Raw genomic sequence first — 21484 nt, 5'->3', positions numbered from 1 at the left:
AAGCTTGCTCGCCACTTCCTCTCCCTCATTCAGTTTGCCTCCGTCATCGACTGGCTCAGATATGGCTCTTGAGGGTTTTCAAACACGGCCTAGCCTCCTCATGCCCGACCTGAGTGTGGATGACTACTAAAGCTCTACTCCGTAAACAGCACCCGGTGAATCGGTGCAGGATATGGCACATTCGGCCCTTTCGCTTCCGTCCAAAGAATGCGGTTCAGCTCATCCTCCGGCGCTTCATCGTACTCATCAAAGTCCATCATCGCACTGGCCTTCGCTCCCGGTGATGCCGGAGTATTCTTCGCCAGCAGGTCCACCTTAGGCTGCCTCGCCTTGTATTCCCTCATCACGGGCTCGTCCGTAAAGCAGCGGAACATCGGCGTCGCTCCGGCATCATACTGCGTCATCGGCGGCAGGCCCAGGATCAGCTCCATCGTCCGGATCATGCTCGCCGTGGTGTACAGCGTGTGGTCCAGGCTGCGCGGCTTCACCCAGGGGCTGATGACTGAGCCGATCGTCCGGTGAGCATCCACATGATCAGGCCCGTTCTGCGCATCATCCTCGATCACAAAAATCGCCATCTGCTTCCAGAACTTCGACTTCGTGGCAGCCTCGATGATTTTGCCAAAGGCCAGGTCATTGCTGCCCACGCACGCCGCCGGCGTATGCGCTCCGGGCGTGGTGCCCTTGGTGTGGTTTTCCCCCAGCGCCATGATGGTAAAGCGTGGCAGCTCTCCCGTCTTCTCCGCCTCGTGCAGGTCGTTGATCCAGTTCTGGCACTTTTCCATGTCCCGCGTTTCACTCCACTTCCCGCGATTCACACTCGGCACGCGCTGCGCGCCTTCGCCATACGTCTTGAAGCTGATGCCTGCGCGCTTGCACTGGTCCCACAGGTAGCCCGCCGTCGGCGTTTCGAGCTCGTCATTCCCCGGCAGCTTGTCCTTGCGGGAGGAGTAGCTCTGCGTCCACGAGCGCTGATTCCAGTCCGTGGCCATCGCGGCGTCGCACCAGCTGTGCCCGTCCACGCTCACCTCTCCATTGCAGTACAGATTGTCCAGCAGCACGTAATCGCGCGAGAGCTGGTGCTGGTTGGGTGTCACGTCCTCGCCGTAGAGCGTGATGCTCGGATCACCGTTGCCAATGGGCTTGCCCTTGGCGTCCTTCATATCTCCCAGCACCTGGTCATACGTACGGTTTTCCTTGATGATGTACAGCACATACTTGATCGGGCAGGGTTCTCCCACCTTGGCAGGGATCACGCAGTCGTTCGGCTTCTGTGCCGTGCGCAGCATCTCCGGCTTGTAGGGCGAGTTCTTCCTCACCTGCGCCGTGTAGGCGGTCATCTGCTTGTCATCCGGCTTGGCGATGAAGCTCACGCTGCCGTCCAGAGTGCGCCCTGGGTGGATGGCCTTCTGCTTTTCCCCCGCTTTGAGCTCGCCATCCTTGCTCGGGTCCGGCATCGCGCTGATGCCCTTGCCATTGCCCACCAGAAGCGTGCCGCCATCGCTGCTGACCACCAGCGAGGTGGGGTACCATCCCACAGGGATGAAGCCCTCCACCGCGCTGATCTTTTCCGCATACTTCTCGCCGGGCTCGGAGACAGATTCACCGATGTTCACCACCATCACGCAGTTGTTGTCCGCATTCGCCACAAACAACGTCTTCCCATCCGGGGAAACCGCCAGCGCATCCGGCGTGCTGCCTTCCGGCGACTGCGGATAGAGCGAAGTCGAGATAATCTCCCGCGTCCCGTCCCACAGCCGGCGGGAGCTGTCGGCGTCCTCGCCCTTCTTCTCCAGCGTGCGCGTCTGGATCACATGCACGGTGTTGTCTCCCGCGCAGGCCACAAACAGCCGCCCGTCCTCGGCCAGCGCCATGTCATTCGGCCGCACGCCCACGCTGAGATCCCGCAGCTTTTTGCCCTGCGTCGCATCCACGATCGACACACTGCGCGCGCCCCAGTTGCTCACATAAACATGCCGCTTGTCCGCGCCAAAGTGGCATGTATGCGGGTGCAGCCCCACGGCTACCGTCTGCTCCACCGCCAGCGTCTCCGCATTCAGCACCCACAGCTCATGGTTGGCTTCGTTGCACACATACAGCCTGCCGTCTTCCGGGTGCACCGAGATGCCGGCCACAAACTTGGGCGCGCCCTCCTTCGCCACCTTCACCGAGGTCAGCGGGGAAACCTCCCCCGCCTCATACTTAAACACATGAACTTCTCCGGAATTGCCGCCGCTCACAAACAGACGCTTTCCCTCACGATCAAAAGCCAGCCCGTTCCAGATGTGCGGGATGGGGATGAACTGCGTCTGCTTCTGCTCCGCCACGCTCAGCACCGCCAGCCCGGGGCTGTTGTACCCGGCGCACACAGCCACCGCCACCTTGCCGTCTGGAGACAGGATCATCTTCAGCGGCATGTCTCCAGGCAGCGCCACATGGCTGCCCGCAGGGGAGAGCTTCCATCCATTGAACAGCGTCCCGCTGCCAGACGGCTGGGAGGGCGTTTCGGCTTGACTCAACGAGGCAGCAACAAGCGGCAGCAAAAGAAAACGGCGCATGGGCAACAAACGCCAGAAACCGGCCTTTTTCGCTTTTCAATGCAGCTTCTCCACCTCCCAGCCCTCCAGCCGGAGATTCAGCCTGCTTCCCGCATGGATTGACGCTGGACAGACGCGCCGCATCGCGGCATATGGTACCGGCCTTTTCGCCCCTGCAAACGTAACCTCCTACGCATGAGTCAACTGGTGATCTCCAAGACCGTACGCCTAGCCCTTATCCCCATCCTTGCTCTCCTGGCTTCCTGCCAAAGTGGAGGAGGCTCACGCGGTCAGACGCAGTACCTGGAAGCCTTCCCGACCCAAAGTGTTCCCCATTCGGCTATGTACAATGCCGACCAGGACTCCTACTGGGATGGCGACGGCCTGAGCGGCGCTCCCAACATCATCATCGACCTCAGCGACCAAAAAGCCTACTTTTACAAAGGTGGCACCCTCGCTGGTGTCTCCGCCCTCTCCACGGGCGACGAGCGCCACGCCACCAAGACCGGCAAATTCAAAATCTTTGAGAAGGACCAGTGGCACAAGTCCAACCTCTACGGCGACTTCGTGGACGGGGCTGGCAATGTTGTCATGGCCAATATTGACGTGACCAAGGACAAGCCCCCGCCCGGCACCCGCTTCGAGGGTTCTAAAATGCACCACTTCATGCGCTTCACCGGCGGCATCGGCATGCACGAGGGCTTCCTGCCCGGCTATCCAGCCTCCCATGGCTGCGTCCGCATGCCTCCCCACATGGCGGCCACTTTCTACAATCACGTCTCCATCGGCACGCCAGTCACCGTGCGCCCCTGATGCACTGCCATGACGCCTGAGACCCCGCTCGAGATCAGCCCCACGGACGTCAGCTACCTGATGGAGCGTCCCGGTCCGCGCACCTGCCGAATCATCGACTGCCGTGAGGAGAGCGAGTGGCAGATCTGCCGCCTGCCGGACGCACAGCTTGTGCCTCTCTCTCGTTTCGGAGAGCTGGCCCAGCAGGTCTTTGCCGATACGCAGGAGCACATCATCATTTACTGCCACCACGGCATGCGCAGCCTGCGCGCCACCCAGTTTCTGCGGCAGCACGGCTTTGTCCATACTCAGAGCATGCGCGGCGGCATAGACGCCTGGGCGGACATGGTGGACCCCGCCACGCCACGGTACTGACACATTTTCCAGGCGAGTTTGCTCTGGCACATGCATGCCATGCGGCTACCCTGTGCATCCCCCACCCTTCCGCTAGCACTCACGCATGGTTCGACTTCTCACACAGCAAGGACAGCTCATCGACTGGAATGACGAAAAGACACATCCGTTTCCGGATAATATCGTCTTCCTGGATTTGCTGAACCCCGGCCGTGCCGAGGAAATCGAGGCTGAAAAGTGGCTCGAATACCAGCTGCCCACACGAGAGGAAATGCAGGACATCGAGGAGTCCAGCCGACTCTACACTGAAAAGGGCACTCTCTACATGACCGCCTGGCTGCCCGTCGGTCTCGACACCCCCGACCCCGACAACACCTCCATCTCCTTCGTCATCGCGCCCGACTGCCTCACCACAGTCCGCTATGCCGACCCGCTTTCCTTCCGCATCCTCGCAGACCAGGCCAAGCGCCAGTGCACTTCGCCGCTCACCAGCGACGCCGTCTTCCTCCTCTTGCTCGAACTCATCGTGGCTCGCATCGCCGATGCTCTTCAACAGGTCGAGGGCGACATGAAAAAAATCTGCCGCGACATCTTCCGCCTCGATCCCCACAAAGCTCACGCCGCCGTGGAAAAAGACCTCAGCGATGTCGTCAAGCTCCTCGGCCGCCGCAGCGCCCTCGTCGCCAATGTGCGCGAGAGCCTGCTCAGCATCAGCCGCATGCTGCAGTACTTCCTCAACAACGCCGCCACCTGGATGCGCGGAGATCTCGCCGCCCAGTTCCGCAGCGTCATGCGCGACATCAAGAGCATGGACGACTACACCAACCAGCAGACCCAGGAGATGACCTTCCTGCTGGAGTCCACCCTCGGCCTCATCAACATCCAGCAGAACCAGATCATCAAGATCTTCACCGTGGCCAGCGTGCTCTTCATGCCGCCCACCCTCATCGCCAGCATCTACGGCATGAACGTCGGCCTCCCCGCCGCCAACAACGGCTGGGCCTTCGCCCTCGTCATGGTCATGATCGTCCTCTCCGCCATCCTGCCGATCGTTTACTTCAAGCGCAAGCGGCTGCTGTAGCGCAGCCGCTGCCGACCCGCCGCTAGAATTGGTAGCTGAAACGGATGCTTCCAAAGTGTGCCTGCAGATCATGCCTGAAGAACTGCCCCTGATAAGACAGCATCAGGCTGAAACGATCGGTGAAGGCTAGGCTCACCCCCAGTCCGGCCACCAGGTAATCCTGCCCGGGGTTCTGGTTGCCTGCAAAAGAGGAGAACGGCACGTTGATCAAGGACACGCTGGTGCCGTTGTTGTTCTTGATGTTCTGCCGCTCATAGCTCAGTCGCAGCTGTGGTGTGATCGTGGCAAAGCTTGTCTCCAGTTTCTTCGACACCGACCAGCCGATCCGGCTCACCAGAGATTGGAAGCTCTGCGCGCCATAATGCAGCGCCGCCAGGCCTCCTCCGGTTTCGTTGTATGCGTCCACCGTGCCATGCAGATAGTCCACCCCGACGAACGGCCCGGTGACCAGTGTCTTGTTCTGAAAGCGGAAGTTCCAACCCGTATTGTATTGCACCGAATGCGTATAAGCGCGCGTTGAACCGTTCGCCGTGGGGAATGGAGCTCCAGGATTGCGCACAGTGTCCATCTGGTAGGTGCCAAAACTGTACAGCAGGCTGTTCCAGAATCCGCCGCGCACATACGACACATAGCTGGAGAGCGCCGGTCCTTCCATGTACAGGCTCCCCGCATTGCCCGTGAACCCCTGCGTGCTCTGCAGGAAGGACAAGGCAAAGCCCAGCGTCAGTCCGCGCGTGAAATGGCGCTCCAGGCCCGCTCCAGAAGCCCACGAGTCCACCTGCACACCCGCTTGTGTACGGATGGGCGTGAGTTTGACATTGCCGTAGTTCACCGTGGCAAACACTTCCCACTGACGCGAGCGTGGCACACGCTTGACGATGGGAGACTCCTTCTTCTCAGAATTTCCGTCGCCCTCGCCCATAATCACCCCTTCATCGAGAGCTGCGGCGATCGAGCCCGCACTCGGGTCACTCTCCTCCTCTTCGCCACCACCGGCACGAAGATTGAAAAGATGGCCGTTCAGGTCGGAGGTCACAGTGTTCCCACCGCCGATCAGCGCCTGCCCTTCCGCGCTCGCAATCGCCAGACCTCCATTGGTATCAATGATGGTAAAGACGCCCGTACCCTGATCCAGGTGGCTCGTAAATCCGCTCGCCAGTCTTAGGCTGCTGTCATTCAGCGCCAGCTCCGAGACAAAGCTGCCTGCATTGGCGCTGCCGCTGTTGAGATGAAACAACTGCCATTGGTCGCCGCCACGAAAGCCCGTCATGCTGGTGGGGTTGCCAACGACCAGCGTGCCTCCCGCTGTGGCGTCGATCTTGCCATGCAGGTTGATGGAATCTGCTGCCGCAGCGTTTGCAAGGTTGTTGCCCAAGCCAGCTCCAGAAAACAAATCCAGCTGGATCACGCTGCCTGCGCCCATCACCACCGCACCCGCGCCAGACGTTGTGAGAGCAAAGCTCGTTGCCACAGGCGCCACCGCCGGATTTCCCACAGTCATCGTTCCATTCATGAAAATGGACTGGTCCACCGCAGTGGTGATGCTTCCCGTTCCCGCCAGCATGCTGTTGCTGCTGAGGTCAAACTGCGTCGTCGTCACCGCAGCATTCGCCACCAGCATCGCACCGTTCTTCACCGTGGTCGGGCCGTTGTAGTCGCTGTCCGCGCTGACCACCAGATTTGTGCCATCCACCACCAGATCCGAGTTTGCACTCGCCCCGCTGATGCCCGTGCCGCTCACGTACACCGTGCCACCTCCTGTGATGGTCAATACAGTGCCGTCTTTCACCAGCCCTCCCGTGAGGGTCAGGATGCCGCCACCGGCATTGATGCTCGCATCCGTCGCAGCAGTGATCTGCCCCGAATAGGTGCTCGTGCCGCTGTTGCGTAGCGCCCCGCCGCCACCGACCCCACTGCCATTGAGCGTGAGATCTTCCGCCGTGCTGTAGTTCACGTTGTTAAGCAGCAGCGTTCCGCCGCTGCCCACTGCAGTGCCTGTGGCATTGGTGCCCAGCGCGTTGTTGCTGGTCACTTCCAGCGTGCCTGCGTTCACATTCGTTGCTCCTGCGTACGTGTTGCTGCCGTTGAGGGTCAGCGTGCCGCTTCCCGCCTGCGTCACAGCACCGCTGCCGCTGATCACGTTGGCAAAATCTGTCCCCTGCGTCACCGTGTTTGAACGATTAAAGGCCAGCGTTCCATCAGTGCTCAGCGCGCTGCTGGCGGAGAGGGAGCCCGTCGTGCCGCCATCGCCGATCTGCAAGGTGCCTGCACTGACTGAAGTGCTGCCAGTATAGGTGTTTGCACCGCTCAGCACCCAGGTGCCAGCCCCGGATTTCGTCAGCGACGTCGCCCCGCCGTTGTCGCCGATCACTGCGGCAAGCATGTTGCTGCCCGTATTGCTTCCACTGAGTGTCAATGTGCGTGCGCCGCTCTGCCCATTGAAGCCCAGGCTGCCCGTATTGGTGAAATTCACCGCGCCAGTGCCTGATGCATCCACTGTGGCTCCATTTACTCCCACGCTAAACAGTCGATCTGTGCTCACATCCGCGCCCGTGTATTGCAGGCTGCCGCCATTGAGCACCAGATTCGTCGCCGCATTGCCTGAAGCTCCGATGTTGCTGCTCTCACCACCGTTGGCAAGGACGGCCACACTCAGTACGCCACCATTGATTGTCGTGCCGCCAGTGTAGCTGCTGGTCCCGCTCAGCGTCGTGGTACCAGCTCCTGTTTGAGTGAGCCCCCCGCTCCCGCTGATATCATTGGCCACTGTCATGGCGTCAGATCGGTTCAGCACCAGGCTGCCGTGGTTGATCACACCACCTGTCCCCAGCGCTCCCGTTGTTCCACCACCGCCGACCTGCAGCTCCCCGGCGCTGATCGTCGTCGTCCCCGTGTAGGTGTTGTTTCCGGTGATCACCCACGTTCCTGCACCAGATTTCAGCAGCGTCGTGGCTCCTCCGCTGTCACCCATCACCGCCGCCAGCGTGTTGCTGCCCGTGTTGGCTCCCGTCAGGGTCAGTGTCCGCACACCGCTCTGGCCATTGAAGCCAAGGCTGCCGGTATTGGTAAAATTCACCGCTCCCGTACCAGAGGCATCCACGGTGCCACCATTGCTCCCCACGCTAAACAAGCGGTCCGTACTCACATCCGCGCCTGTGTATTGCAGGGTTCCTCCATTGAGCACCAGATTCGTCGCTGCATTGCTGGAGGCTCCCAGATTGCTGCTGCTGCCACCATCGGCCAGCACAGACACGCTCAATACACCACCACTGATCGTCGTGCTGCCGCTGTAGCTGTTCGTTCCAGTCAGCGTCGTCGTCCCGATGCCTGCGTGCGTCAGCGAACCGCTTCCGCTCATGTCGTTCGCCACCGTGATGGAATCTGAGCGGTTGATCACGAGCGCGGCATTGTTGATCACAGCTCCGCTTCCCAGTGCACCGGAAGTGCCGCCGCTGCCCGCTTGCAGCACACCACCATTGATCGTCGTGGTGCCACTGTAGCTGTTCGCACCGGTCAGGATCCAGGTACCCGTCCCAGATTTTGTCACCGATGTCGCTCCACCATTGTCGCCAATCACTGCAGCCAGCGTGTTGCCTCCGCTGTTCGTCCCCGTGAGGGTCAGCGTACGGATGCCGATCTGCCCGTTGAATCCCAGGCCGCCCGTGTTCGTAAAATTCACGGCACCTGTGCCAGATGCGTCCACCGTGCCTCCATTCGTTCCCACGCTGAACAAGCGGTCCGTGCTCACATCCGCACCCGTGTATTGCAGCGTGCCGCCATTGAGCACCAGATTGCTCGCCACATTGCTAGAGGCTCCAATGTTGCTGCTTGCCCCCCCGTTCGCCAGTAGGGCCACACTCAGCACTCCACCACTGATGGTCGTGCTGCCGCTGTAGCTGTTGCTTCCCGTCAGCGTCGTGGTGCCGGCACCCGCCTGCGTGAGCGACCCGCTTCCACCAATCACATTGGCCAGCGTGATGGCGTTCGAACGGTTGATCGTCAGTTGCGCATGGTTCGTCACCGCCCCGCTGCCGAGCGTTCCTGTCGTGCCGCCAGATCCCACCTGCAGTTCGCCCGCGCTGATCGTCGTCGTTCCGTTGTAGGTGTTGGCTCCTGTGAGCGTAAAGGTCCCCGCACCCGTTTTGACCAGCGACAGCGCACCTGCACCACCATCTTTGATGACACCGCTGAAGGTCGTGTTGAGATCGTTTCCGCCCAGGGTCAGCGTCGCCGCAGTCACCGAATTGTTCTGCACAGTTCCAGATCCGGCCAGGGAGCCTATGCTGGCATTCACTCCATTGATCTCAAGGGTGGCGTTCGCTCCCACGATGATGGCGGAAGCCAGGCTGTTGCCTCCGATCTGCAATACACCTGCGCTCAAGGTCGTGGCTCCTGTATAGGTGTTGGCTCCCGTGAGCACCCATGTAGCCGCGCCGTCGATAGTCACGGAAGTAGCCCCGCCAAAATCGCCGATGGCGGCGGCGATGATGTTCTGCCCGGACGTGTTCGTCCCAGTGAGAGTCAGCGTGCGCGCGCCGCTTTCCCCATTGAAACCCATGCTTCCGGTGTTCGTAAAATTCACCGTGCCCGTTCCGGACACATCAATGACCGCGCTGCCCAGCCCGACACTGAAAAGCCGGTCCGTGCTCACATTGCTGCTCCCCGTGTATTGCAGCGTCCCTCCATTGATCACCAGGTTCGTGGCCGCATTGCTTGACGCACCAATGTTGCTGCTGCTCCCGCCGTTCGCCAGGCTCGTCACATTCATCACTCCAGAGGTGATCGTCGTCACTCCAGTGTAGGAGTTGCTGCCGCTCAGCCTCGTGGTCCCTGTCCCCGCCTGGGTAAACGAACCGCCGCCACTTATCGTATTGTTGATGGTGATGGCGTCGGAACGGTTGGCGGTCAGTTGAGCATTGTTGATCACCGCCCCGCTGCCCAAGGTGCCCGTGGTGCTGCCGTTGCCTACCTGCAGCACCCCGGCATTGATGGTGGTGCTGCCGGTATAAGTATTGGCTCCCATCAGCACCCAGGTTCCCGTGCCCGATTTCACCAGCGCGGTCGCCCCTCCGTTGTCACCTATGCCTGCAGCGATCGTGTTGCTGCCAGTGTTCGTGCCCGTGAGCGTCACCGTGCGCGCTCCGCTCTGCCCGTTAAAGCCCATGCTTCCGGCATTCGTAAAATTCACCGCCCCAGTCCCGGACGCATCCACCGTACCGCCACTCGTCCCCACGCTGAATAAACGATCCGTCGTGGCCGCAGCCCCCGTATACTTCAGCGTGCCGCCATTGATCACGAGGTTGCTCGCCGCACTGCTGGAGGCTCCCAGATTGCTGCTGGTGCCACCGTTTGCAATGGATGCCACACTCAGCACTCCGGCGTTGATGATGGTGCTTCCCGTGTAGGTGTTAGCCCCGCTCACCGTCATGGTTCCAGAGCCCGCCTGAGTCAAAGACCCGCTGCCACCGATGACGTTGGCCACGGTAATCGCGTCCGACCGATTAAAGACCAGGCTTGCATTATTGGTCACCGCACCGCTGCCCAGAGAGCCGCTCGTGCCACCATTCCCCACCTGCAGCACCCCTGAGCTGATGGTCGTCGTGCCCGTGTAAGTATTCGTTCCCGTCAGCACCCAGGTGCCTGCACCGGACTTCGTCAGCGATGTAGCCCCCCCACTGTCACCGATCACCGCAGCCAGAGTATTGCTGCCCGTGTTGCTCCCCGTGAGAGTCAAAGTGCGCGCACCACTCTGGCCATTGAACCCCACGCTTCCCGTGTTCGTGAAATTCACCGCACCAGTGCCAGAGGCATCCAGCGTGCCGCCGCTCGTTCCCACACTGAAAAGACGATTCGTGCTCACGGCCGCTCCGGTATATTGCAGCGCACCTCCATTCAGCACCACATTGCTGGCCGCATTGTTGGAGGAGCCAATGTTGCTGTTGCTGCCGCCATTGGCCAGCGTGGAAACCTTGAGGACACCTGCGGTGACCGTCGTCGCCCCTGCGTAGGAATTGCTGCCGCTGAGCGTCGTCGTGCCACTGCCTGCCTGTATCAGGGAGCCGCTGCCGCTGATGGTGTTGCTGATCGTGGTGGCATCCGAACGGTTGATCGTCAGGTTGCCGTTGTTTGTTACGGCACCAGTCCCCAGTGTGCCTGTGGTGCCTCCGCTGCCGATTTGCAGCACCCCGGTGTTGATCGTGGTGCTTCCGGTGTAGGTGTTCGCTCCATTCAGCACCCACGTTCCCACACCAGATTTCACCACCGTAGTAGCACCACCGTTGTCACCAATGATCGCGTTGATCGTGTTGCTGTCCGTGTTCGTTCCCGTGAGTGTCAGCGTACGGGTTCCTGTCACACCATTAAATCCCATGCTTCCGGTGTTGGTAAAATTCACCGCACCGGTGCCAGAAGCATCCAGCGTACCGCCGCTGCTCCCCACGCTGAAGAGCCGGTCCGTGCTGGCTGCCGCCCCCAGATATTGCAAAGTAGCGCCGCCGATCACCAGATTGCTGGCCAGGCTCGTGGCCGCGCCCAGGCTGCTGCTGGAGCCCCCGTTCGCCAGACTAGAAACAGCCAGCACCCCGCCCGAGATGGTCGTGACCCCCGTGTAGCTGCTGTTTCCAGTCAGCACCCATTTGCCCGTTCCTGTTTTCAAAAGCGCCGTCGCCCCACCGTTGTCGCCGATCACTGCGGCGATCGTATTCGCTCCGGTATTTGTTCCAGTCAGCGTCAGCACGCGCGCCCCCGTCTGGCTGTTAAAGGCCATGCTTCCGGTGTTGGTAAAATTCACCGCTCCCGTACCCGAGGCATCCAGCGTGCCATTCGCAGTCGTCACGGAAAACAACCGGTCAGTAGAAACGGCAGCTCCCGTATAGCTGAGCGTGCCACCATTGAGAAGCAGGTTGAAAGCCGCATTGCTGGACGCCCCAATGTTGCTCGCCACGCCGCCATTCGCCAGGGTGGAGACGCTCAGCGTTCCAGCGCTGACCACAGTTCCTCCCGTGTAGGTATTGCTGCCCGTCAGCGTCAGCGTGCCTCCCAGCCCCCCCTTGTTGACGGACATGAACCCGCTGCCGCCATTTTGAATGAGCCCGTCAAACGAAGCGTTGGCAGAGCCACCAATATTCAGGGTCGCTCCGGTGGCCGTCCCATTCTGCACCGTCCCCGCTCCTGACAGTCCGCCGACAACAACATTGAAGCCATTCACCTCCAGCACCGCCCCGCTCGCCACCGTCACTGCCGAGCCCGTGCTAAAGGCATTCGTTCCTCCCGCCTGCAGCTTGCCCGCATTCACAAAAGTGGCTCCCGTATAGCTTTTGGTGCCGGTGCTGAATGTGGTTGTTCCTGCACCTGCCTGCGTAAACGTTCCAGTACCGCTGATGGCGTTGGCAATCGTGACCGCATCCGAGCGGTTGATGACGAGCGCTGCAGAGTTGTTCACCGTCCCGCTCCCCAGCGTGCCCGTAGTTCCTCCATCCCCCACCTGCAATATGCCGGCGTTGATATTGGTGGCTCCCGTATAGGTGTTGGCTCCCGTGATCACCCACTTGCCTGCACCAGACTTGGTCAGGATCGTAGCCCCACCATTATCACCAATGCCCGCAGCCAGTGTATTGTCGTCGGTGTTGGTGCCAGTGAGCGTGAGCATTCGACCACCCGTTCCATTCAGATCCAGACTGCCCGTGTTGGTAAATTTCACAGCTCCCGTGCCTGAAGCGTCTAAGGCGCTGTTCAAGGCTCCCAGCGTGAACAACCGGTCCGTGCTGACAGCAGCCCCAAGGTATCTCAGTGTTCCCCCGCTTAGCCACAAATTGGTCGCAGCATTGCTGGATGCGCCCAATGGGCTGGCCAGGCCGCCATCGGCCAGTGTGGAGACAATGAGCACGCCGCCAAACACCCGCGTTCCACCAGTGTAAGTGCTGGCGCCGCTGAGTGTCCAGGTGGGAGAACCTGTCAGAAGAACGATAGTGGCTCCACCATTGTCACCAATTGCGGCAGCCAGCGACCCCGTGCCTGTGCCGGCAAGTGACAGCCCTCGTGTTCCGCTCTGTCCGTTAAACCCCATGGCTCCTGTATTGGTAAAATTCACGGCCCCGGTGCCGGAGGCATCCAGCGTCCCGCTGCCTGTGCCAATGCTGAAAAGTCGGTTCGTGCTCCCACCGCTGCCGGTGTACTGCAGTGTGGCTGAATTGAGCACCAGATTGCCCGCCGCATTGCTGGCAGCCCCAATGCTGCTGGCACTTCCACCATCAGCCAGGCTTGAGACCACCAGTTTCCCTCCACTGATCGTCGTCGCCCCGGTGTAGGTGTTTGCACCTGTCAGCAGCCACGTGCCGTTGCCAGTCTTGCTGACTGAAGTCGTGACCCCGCTTTCACCAATCGCAGCGGCAAGCGTGTTGTTGCCGGTGTTCGATCCTGTCAGTGTCAGGCTGCGCGCACTGGCGCCGCCAGGTGTCAGCCCCATGGCACCGGTGTTGGTGAAATTAATCGCCCCCGTGCCAGACGCATCAATCACCGCTCCCGCCCCGGCATCAATGCTGAAAAGCCGGTCCGTGCTGGTGGCCGCTCCCGTGTATTTGAGTGTCGCATTGACACTGGAAAACTCGATGTTGCCCGCAGCATTCGTTGCGGCGCCAATCCCGCTCGCACTGCCCCCGTTGCCCAGGCTGGAAATGCTCAGCGTGCCCCCGCCGCCGATCATCGTGACTCCGGTGTAGGTGTTGGTTCCGCTCAGCGTCAGCGTGTTTGCAGCCGCTTGGATAAGATTGCCGCTGCCGCTGATGCTCTGAGCCATCGTCAAGGCGTTCGAACGCATGACCATCAGTTGCCCGTTGTTGATGATGTTGCCTGTTCCCAAATTGCCGAGGATTCCATTGGCCCCAACAATCAAAGTCCCGGCGTTGATCGTGGTGGTGCCGGTGTAGCTGTTCGTCCCCGTTATCGACCATGTGCCGCTTCCATTTTTGACCACCGAAGTCGCACCCCCGTTATCTCCGATTCCCACGGCAATCTGATTGGTCGCAAAAGCGCCAGTTCCAGTGAGCGTCAGCGTTCTCGCCCCGGTCTGGCCATTGAACCCCATGCTGCCTGAGTTGGAGAAAGTAATGCCCTCCGTCCCCGAAGAATCCAGCGTCCCCCCGCCCGTTCCCACACTGAAGAGATGATCCGTAGTTCCGGCTGCTCCTGTATACCGCAGAGTGCCGCCATTCAGCACAAGATTCGTGGCCGCATTAGTCGCCCCTCCGATGTTGCTTGCAGAACCACCATCTGCCAGGCTCGAGACTGACAGCACGCCTCCGCTGACAGTGCTGACACCCGTGTAGGTGTTTAATCCAGAAAGCACCCAGGTTCCTGTGCCGGTCTTCACTAATGAAGTGGCCCCTGTGTTGTCGCTGATGACTGCGGCAATCGTGTTACTGCCTGTATTGGTGCCGGTCAGGGTCAGCGTCCGTGTTCCAGTTAACATCCTCCCCATGATCCCCGTGTTCGTAAAGTTTAAAGCCCCGGTGCCGGAGGCATCAATCGTTGCCGTTACTCCGATCGTGAAAAGACGATCCGTGCTGACTCCTGCCCCTGTGTATTTGAACGTACCCCCGGTGAGTTGAAGATTGTTGGCCGCGTTGGTGGAGGCCCCGATGTTGCTGGCACTCCCGCCATCGGCAAGCGTGTCCACAATAACGGTGCCTGCTGCAACAGCAGTGGTCCCTGTGTAAGTATTCAGCCCGGCAAGAGTCGCGGCGCCCTGTGCATGCGAAACTGATCCGGTCCCGCTGATGACATTCGACAACGTGAAGGCATCTGTCCGATACAGCACCAAAATGCCGTTGTTCACGATATTCCCTGTTCCCACCGTGCCGCTTGCGGTGAGGTACCCGATTTGGAGCACTCCCCCGCTGATGGTTGTGGTGCCGGAATATGTATTGTTGCCAGTCAGCACCCATTTTCCAGTACCGGCCTTCGTCACCGAGGTGGCTCCGCCATTGTCCCCAATAACAGCCGCCACAGTGTTAAACCCAAGATATGTACCGATCAGCATAAGCGTGCGTGCACCCGTCTGACCGTTGAATCCCATGCTTCCTGTATTGGTAAATTTCAGTTCAGCAACAGTGCCAGAGGCATCCAAAATACCTCCGCTTGTTCCCACACTGAAAAGCCTGTCAGTGCTTGCTCCGGTTCCGGTATATCGGAGCGTGCCGCCGTTAAGCACAAGATTGGTCGCTGCGTTGCTCGACGCGCCAATATTGCTGGCGCTCCCCCCGTTCGCCAGGCTGGTCACGCTTAGTATGGTGGAACTGGTTCCGTTGATCGTAGTAGCTCCAGTGTAAGTGTTCGCACCCGTCAGAGCCCAGATGCCAGCATTGATCTTCGTCACTGATGTTGGGCCGCCATTGTCACCGATGACTGCTGCTATCGTGCTGGTGCCGGCGCTTGCATTCGCCAGCGTGAGAGTGCGTGCCCCTGTCTGACCATTGAAGTCTATGCTCCCGGTATTCGTGAAGGTAACACCGCCGCTGCCAAGCACAGTCAGAGTGGCCCCGGCCGTGCCTACGCTAAAGAGCCTGTCTGTACTCGCCGCGGCTCCCGCATAGGCAAATGTTCCCCCATTGATCACCAGATTGCTCGCTGCGCTTGATGAAGCCCCAATGTTGCTGTTGCTCCCGCCATTCGCAAGGGATGTGACATTCAGAATGCCTGCATTGATGACCGTCGCTCCAGAATAGGAATTGGCACCGCTCAGCGTTGTCGTACCCGCGCCGGCCTGCACCACAGAGCCCGTGCCGCTGATGACATTGGACACAGTCACGGCATCAGAACGGTTGAATGCCAGGCTGGCATTGTCAGTCACGCTCCCGCTGCCCAGCGTCCCGCTGGTCCCGCCATTCCCGACCTGCAACACACCGCCGCTCACCGTCGTCACACCGCTGTAGCTATTCGCCCCGGTCAGCACCCATGTGCCGGCTCCCGACTTCGTCAATGCGGTGGCTCCACTGTTATCACCGATCACCGCGGCCAGCGTGTTGGCCCCTGTATTCGTCCCCGTCAGTGTCAGCGTGCGCGTCCCCGTCTGGCTGTTAAATCCTAGGCTTCCCGTATTGGTAAAATTCACCGCCCCTGTACCCGAGGCATCCAGTGTTCCCCCGCTCGTCCCCACGCTGAACAACCGGTCCGTGCTCACCGCAGCCCCCGTGTATTGCAGCGTACCGCCATTCAGCACCACATTGGTCGCGGCATTGGTCGATGCACCGAGGTTGCTGTTGCTCCCGCCATTCGCCAGGCTGGCAACACTGAGCACACCGCCGGACACAGTCGTCACTCCCGTGTAGCTGTTGGCCCCTGCCACCACCCATGTCCCCGCTCCAGACTTGGTCAGCGCTGTCGCCCCCGAGTTATCCCCGATCACCGGCGTCATCGTGTTGTTCTGCGTATTGGTACCGCTCAAGATCAGCGTTCTCGTTCCGGTTGAAGAGGCGAACCCCATGGCCCCCGTGTTGGTAAACACCAGCGGCCCGGTGCCCGAAGCATCGATGGTGCCCACCCCGCTTGCACCCCCGGAAACCGAAAACAGACGGTCTGTCGAAGCGCCCGCACCAACGTACCGCAAGGTGCTCAAGGTCGTGATCAACAAATTGCTCGCCGCAGAACTAGAAGCCCCGATTCCACTGGGAACACCCCCGTTGCCAATGTCACTCACTGTCAGCACACCTCCACTCCCCAGGATATTGGTAAAGCCGGTATAAGTATTCGTACCGCTCATGGTCAGCGCTGCGCTCCCGTTGAGAATGACTCCCCCCGTACCACTGATCGTCTGGCTCAGATTCACCGTCCCGCTGCGCGACACGGCAAGAGTTCCACTGCCATTGATGATGATGTTCCCGCTGCCGATGCTGCCCGTGCTGCCGCCGAGCGCACCAATCGAGACACTGCCTCCATTGATTGTCGTGGTTCCTGTATAAGTGTTATTGTTGCTGGCTAGCCGCAAGATGCCAAATGAGTTCGCTTTCAGGAGAGAAGTCGCCCCCCCGTTGTCAGTAATCGCGCTGGAAAGAACTATGTTGCCGGCGTTCGATGGGCTGTCGCTGAATGCAAACGTCACCGTGCGCGCACCGCTCTGACCGTTGAATCCGATGTTGCCAGTGTTCGTTAGATTGAGTGTTCCAACCACAGGCACACTGATTGTCCCTCCGGCGGTCCCCACGCTGAAGAGGCGGTCCGTATTGGTGGTCGCAGTGCTGTTGTACTGCAATGTCCCGCCGTTCAGCACCAGATTGCTCGCTGCATTCGTTGACGCACCAATGTTGCTGCTGGTCCCGCCGTTGGCGAGTGTCGTCACACTGAGCACACCTCCGTTGATCGTCGTCACTCCCGTGTAGCTGTTGGATCCAGACAGGGTCCAGCTTCCGGTCCCGCTCTTCGTCAGGGCAGTCGCCCCTCCATTGTCTGCAATCGCGGCGGCCAGCGTGTTGCTGCCGGTGTTGGTTCCAGTGAGAGTCAATGTGCGTGCGCCGCTCTGACTGTTGAAGCCAATGCTGCCGGTGTTGCTGAAATTGACCGCGCCTCCGCCGGAGGCATCCAGCCCCCCTCCGCTGGTCGACACACTGATCAACCGGTCCGTCGCAGCGCTTCCAGCACCGCTGTATTGCAGGGTGCCGCCATTGAGCACCAGATTGGTCGCAGCGCTTGAGGATGCGCCCAGGTTGCTGTTGCTCCCGCCATTGGCGAGAGATGTGACATTCATCACCCCTGCATTGATGATCGTCGCTCCGCTGTAGGAATTGGCCCCGCTCATCGTCGTGGTGCCCGCGCCCGCCTGAGTGACCGAGCCTGTCCCACTGATGACATTGGCAACGGTGATGGCATCCGAGCGGTTGAAAGTCAGGTTGCCATTATTCGTCACCGCTCCGGTCCCTAGGTTGCCGCTGGTGCCTCCGCCGCCCGCTTGCAGAGATCCCGCGTTGATCGTCGTCGTGCCCGTGTAGCTGTTGGCTCCGGTCAGCACCCAGGTGCCTGCACCACTTTTCACCAATGCCGTCGCAGCACCGTTGTCTCCGATCACTGCGCCGATCGTGTTGGCTCCCGTGTTCGTTCCTGTCAGTGTCAGAGTTCGCGTCCCCGTCTGGCTGTTGAAGCCCATGCCGCCGCTGTTCGTAAAATTCACCGCTCCCGTTCCTGAGGAGTCCACAGTCCCGCCGCTGGTCCCCACGCTGAACAACCGGTCCGTGCTCGATCCAGCGCCCGTGTATTGCAGCGTGCCCCCGCTAAGCACCAGATTGGTTGCCGCATTGCTTGCGGCCCCGATGCCGCTCGCACTACCACCATTGGCCAGGCTGGTCACATTGATCACGCCGCCATTCACCGTCGTCGCACCTGTGTACGTGTTCGCTCCCGTCAGGGCCCAGGTGCTTGCGGCGGAGGTATGCGTGACCGAAGTCGCACCGCCATTGTCACCGATGATTGCAGCAATGGTGCTTGCCCCCCCGTTCGAATTCGCCAGCGTCAGCGTACGCGCTCCCGACTGCCCGTTGAATCCCATGGCCCCCGTGTTGGTAAAGTTCACCCCGCCAGTCCCAAAAACATTCAAGGTGATGCCCGAGGTGCCCAGGCTGAACAGACGGTCCGTGCTCACTGCAGCACCCGTGTAGGTGAGCGTACCACCATTGAGCACCAGATTGCTCGCCGCATTGGACGACGCCCCGATGCTGCTCGCCACTCCTCCATTGGCCAGGGAACTGACCTTCAGCACTGCGGTGCCGCTCACCGTTGTGACGCCAGTGTACGTGTTTGCTCCGCTCAGCACCCAGATCCCGCCGCCCGCCTTCGTGACGGACGTCGCGCCGCCGTTGTCTCCGATCACCGCCGCCAGTGTGTTATCATTCGCATTGTTGCCTGTCAGCGTCAGCGTTCGCGCTCCGCTCTGCCCATTGAATCCCATGGCGCCTGTGTTGGTAAAGTTGATGGCAAAACCACCTGAGGCATCAAGCGTGCCTCCACTGGTCCCCACGCTGAAGAGGCGGTCAGTGCTCACTGCTGAGGCCGCGCCTGTGGAGTACCTCAGCGTGCCGCCATTCAGCACCAGGTTGGCGGCGGAATTGTCCGATGCTCCGATGTTGCTGCTGCTCCCTCCGTTGGCCAGAGTGCTCACTACGAGCACACCTCCGGTGATCGTCGTCGCCCCCGTGTAGCTGTTGGTGCCGCTCAGTGTGGTGGTGCCAGTCCCGGCCTGGGTCACTCCACCGACGCCGCTGATGGTGTTCGCTGCCGTCAGGACGTTCGAACGATTGAACGTTAGATTGCTATTGTCAGTGACTGCTGCAGTTCCCAGCGTGCCGGTGGTGCCGCCGCTGCCAATCTGCAGCACACCGCCGCTGATGGTCGTCGTCCCCGTGTAGCTGTTGGCCCCGGTCAGCACCCAGGTGCCCTGGCCGGATTTAGTCAGCGAAGTCGCTCCCCCGTTGTCACTGATCACCGCCGCGATCGTATTATTGCCTGTGTTGCTTCCGGTCAGAGTCAGCGTGCGTGTCCCGCTTGTGCCGGCAAACCCCATGCTCCCAGCGTTCGTGAAATTGACAGCACCGCTGCCGGAAGAATCCAGCGTGCCGTTGGATGTGGTCACTGAGAACAGCCGGTCGGTGGAGTTTCCTGCTCCCGTGTAGCTCAGCGTTCCCCCGTTGAGCGCCAGGCTGTTGGCCCCGCTCGAAGATGCGCCGATGTTGCTCGCCACACCGCCGTTCGCCAGTGAGGACACGCTCAGCACGCCATTGTTCACAATCGTGCCGCCCGTGTACGTATTGGCCCCTGTCAGCACCTGCGTGCCTGTTCCGTTCTTGCTGAGCGCCAGGGGCGCGCTGCCACCATTCTGAATCAGCCCGTCAAAAGTCGTGCTTGGGATGCCTCCCAGCGTGAAGGTGGCTGTCGTGGCCGTGCCATTCTGCACCGTGCCTGCCCCGGAAAGGCTGCCTATGGCGTTGCTAAAACCATTGAGTTCAAGCACAGCCCCTGCGGCAACGGAGACCGATGAATTGACGGCAAAAACAAATGCCGCCCCTGCCTGCAGTTTTCCGGCGTTGATTAAAGTCGCACCCGCATAACTCGTCGAACCACTCAGAGTCGTGGTGCCCGTGCCAGCCTGCGTAAAGCTGCCCGTGCCGCTGATCGCATTGCTTATCGTCAGGTTGTCAGAGCGGTTCACGACCAGGCTCGCATTGTTGGTCACTGCGCCGGTCCCCAGAGCTCCAGAGGTGCCTCCATTCCCCACCTGCAGCACACCACCGCTGATGGTCGTAGTGCCAGTGTAGCTGTTCGCTCCCGTCAGCACCCAGTTGCCAGTTCCAGACTTTGTAATCGCAGTGGCTCCTCCGTTGTCAACGATCGCGGCGGAAAGCGTATTGCCGTCTGAGCTTGTGCCCTTGAGCGTTAGGGTGTGCGGGCCCGCCGATAAAAAACCGACACTGCCGGTGTTGGTAAAGTTCACGGCTCCCGTTCCGGAAGCGTCCAACGTTGGCTGCAAACCGCCCAGGGTAAATAGCCGGTCGGTGCTGGAGCCTGTCCCCGTGTATTGCAGCGTCGAATTGAGAATTAGGTTCGCAGCGTCGTTCGTCGCGGCACCAAGATTGCTGCTCTGCCCGCCATTGGCCAGTGTGGACACACTCAGCGTCCCCCCCATGATGCTCGTCACACCTGTGTAGGTGTTGTTTCCCGAGAGGCTCCAGTTGCCTGTGGACGCCTTGGTCAGAGCAGTGCCCCCCCCGTTGTCACCGATCACTGCTGCCAGTGAATTGCCGCCAGTGTTGCTTCCAGTCAGCGTCAGCGTGCGTGCCCCGCTCTGCCCGTTGAAGCCCAGATTTCCCGTGTTCGTGAAGCTGACGCTAAATCCACTCGAAGCATCAATCGTGGCGCCGCCGGTGCCCACGCTGAAAAGCCGGTCCGTGCTGACGGGAGCCGCCGCCCCAGGAGAATATTTCAGCGTGCCATTGTCCATCACGAGATTCTCCGCAGCGTTGCTCGCGGCCCCGATCGCGCTGTTGACTCCCCCGTCGGCCAGAGAAAGCACATTCAGCGTGCCCGCTGTCACCGCTGTCACCCCCGTGTAGGTGTTCACCCCTGAGAGCGTCAGCACACCATTGCCATTCTTGATCAGACCGGTGTTTCCCGCCAGCACGCCGCTAATCGTCGAATCAGCATTGGTCGTGAGCGTGGAATTCGACAGCGTCAGAGTTCCTCCACCAGCCAGGGTAGTCGTGGCGTTAAAAAGAATGTTGCCGACCGTCACCGGCCCTCCGAATCCAATAATCGACGCCCCCCCGCTAAAAATCGCAGAATCAGGCGTCGCGCTGTTCCAGGTCGTGTCACCGCTCCCGGTGTTCCAGTTCCCCAGGCCAGTGGTCCAAGTTCCTGAACCACTCGTGATGGTCCCTCCATCCCCCGCCACTGTGTCCCAGGTCAAAGTCGCAGCATGCAGTGTCGGTGCCACCTGCCAAAAGCCGGTCAAAGCCATCATCAGAAAAGCCATCTGTTTCCTGAACCGCTGGAATAAGACGTCTTTCTTGGCTTTACCGCAGTCGAATGCAGAGTGCATCATCATGATGTGTTTTAAATTTCTAAAATTATTCATCTATATTTTTAGATATATATCTTATATATAATAGTTTATTATCTTGCGATAATCTTGACTCCCGATTGCTGGCATGTCTTCAGCTCTTCTTTTTTCCAGCTGTCAGCTTCA

The 21484-nt window shown here is 60.3% G+C and carries 5 protein-coding genes; 3 read left to right on the top strand and 2 right to left on the bottom strand.

Annotated elements, in window-relative coordinates; translation table 11 throughout:
- Nucleotides 1-134: 134 nt before the first annotated feature.
- Nucleotides 135-2558 carry a beta-propeller fold lactonase family protein gene (locus HNQ65_RS25820; protein ID WP_184344634.1) on the bottom strand — a complete coding sequence of 808 codons (2424 nt, stop codon included), beginning with the start codon at nt 2556-2558 and terminating at the stop codon, nt 135-137.
- Nucleotides 2559-2732: 174 nt separating this feature from the next.
- Here HNQ65_RS25820 and HNQ65_RS25815 point away from each other — a divergent pair, with 174 nt between their 5' ends.
- The 3 genes from HNQ65_RS25815 to HNQ65_RS25805 all read left to right on the top strand — a co-directional run bounded on the left by HNQ65_RS25815 (nt 2733) and on the right by HNQ65_RS25805 (nt 4764).
- Nucleotides 2733-3350, top strand: coding sequence for a L,D-transpeptidase family protein (locus HNQ65_RS25815; RefSeq protein WP_221306304.1), 618 nt, complete (start codon nt 2733-2735; stop codon nt 3348-3350).
- A gap of 9 nt (nt 3351-3359) precedes the next feature.
- Nucleotides 3360-3704, top strand: a complete 345-nt coding sequence (locus HNQ65_RS25810; RefSeq protein ID WP_184344632.1) for a rhodanese-like domain-containing protein — start codon at nt 3360-3362, stop codon at nt 3702-3704.
- Nucleotides 3705-3789: 85 nt separating this feature from the next.
- Nucleotides 3790-4764, top strand: coding sequence for a magnesium transporter CorA family protein (locus HNQ65_RS25805; RefSeq protein WP_184344630.1), 975 nt, complete (start codon nt 3790-3792; stop codon nt 4762-4764).
- Nucleotides 4765-4786: 22 nt separating this feature from the next.
- On the opposite strand, the gene HNQ65_RS25800 is transcribed toward HNQ65_RS25805, so the two are convergent.
- Complete coding sequence (locus HNQ65_RS25800; RefSeq protein WP_221306303.1) at nt 4787-21259, bottom strand: autotransporter-associated beta strand repeat-containing protein; 16473 nt, start codon at nt 21257-21259, stop codon at nt 4787-4789.
- Nucleotides 21260-21484 lie beyond the last annotated feature (225 nt).

Origin of the sequence: Prosthecobacter vanneervenii (genome assembly GCF_014203095.1) — a bacterium.
Taxonomy (GTDB): Bacteria; Verrucomicrobiota; Verrucomicrobiia; order Verrucomicrobiales; family Verrucomicrobiaceae; genus Prosthecobacter; species Prosthecobacter vanneervenii.
Note: the sequence above shows the minus strand (reverse complement) of the source record. Positions and strands in the feature narration are given on the sequence as shown.

Excerpts from the sequence above, each read along its gene's own strand:
- HNQ65_RS25815 (WP_221306304.1), top strand. The coding sequence starts at position 2,733 with ATGAGTCAACTGGTGATCTCCAAGACCGTACGCCTAGCCCTTATCCCC.
- HNQ65_RS25800 (WP_221306303.1), bottom strand. The coding sequence starts at position 21,259 with ATGATGGCTTTGACCGGCTTTTGGCAGGTGGCACCGACACTGCATGCT.
- HNQ65_RS25805 (WP_184344630.1), top strand. The coding sequence starts at position 3,790 with ATGGTTCGACTTCTCACACAGCAAGGACAGCTCATCGACTGGAATGAC.
- HNQ65_RS25810 (WP_184344632.1), top strand. The coding sequence starts at position 3,360 with ATGACGCCTGAGACCCCGCTCGAGATCAGCCCCACGGACGTCAGCTAC.
- HNQ65_RS25820 (WP_184344634.1), bottom strand. The coding sequence starts at position 2,558 with ATGCGCCGTTTTCTTTTGCTGCCGCTTGTTGCTGCCTCGTTGAGTCAA.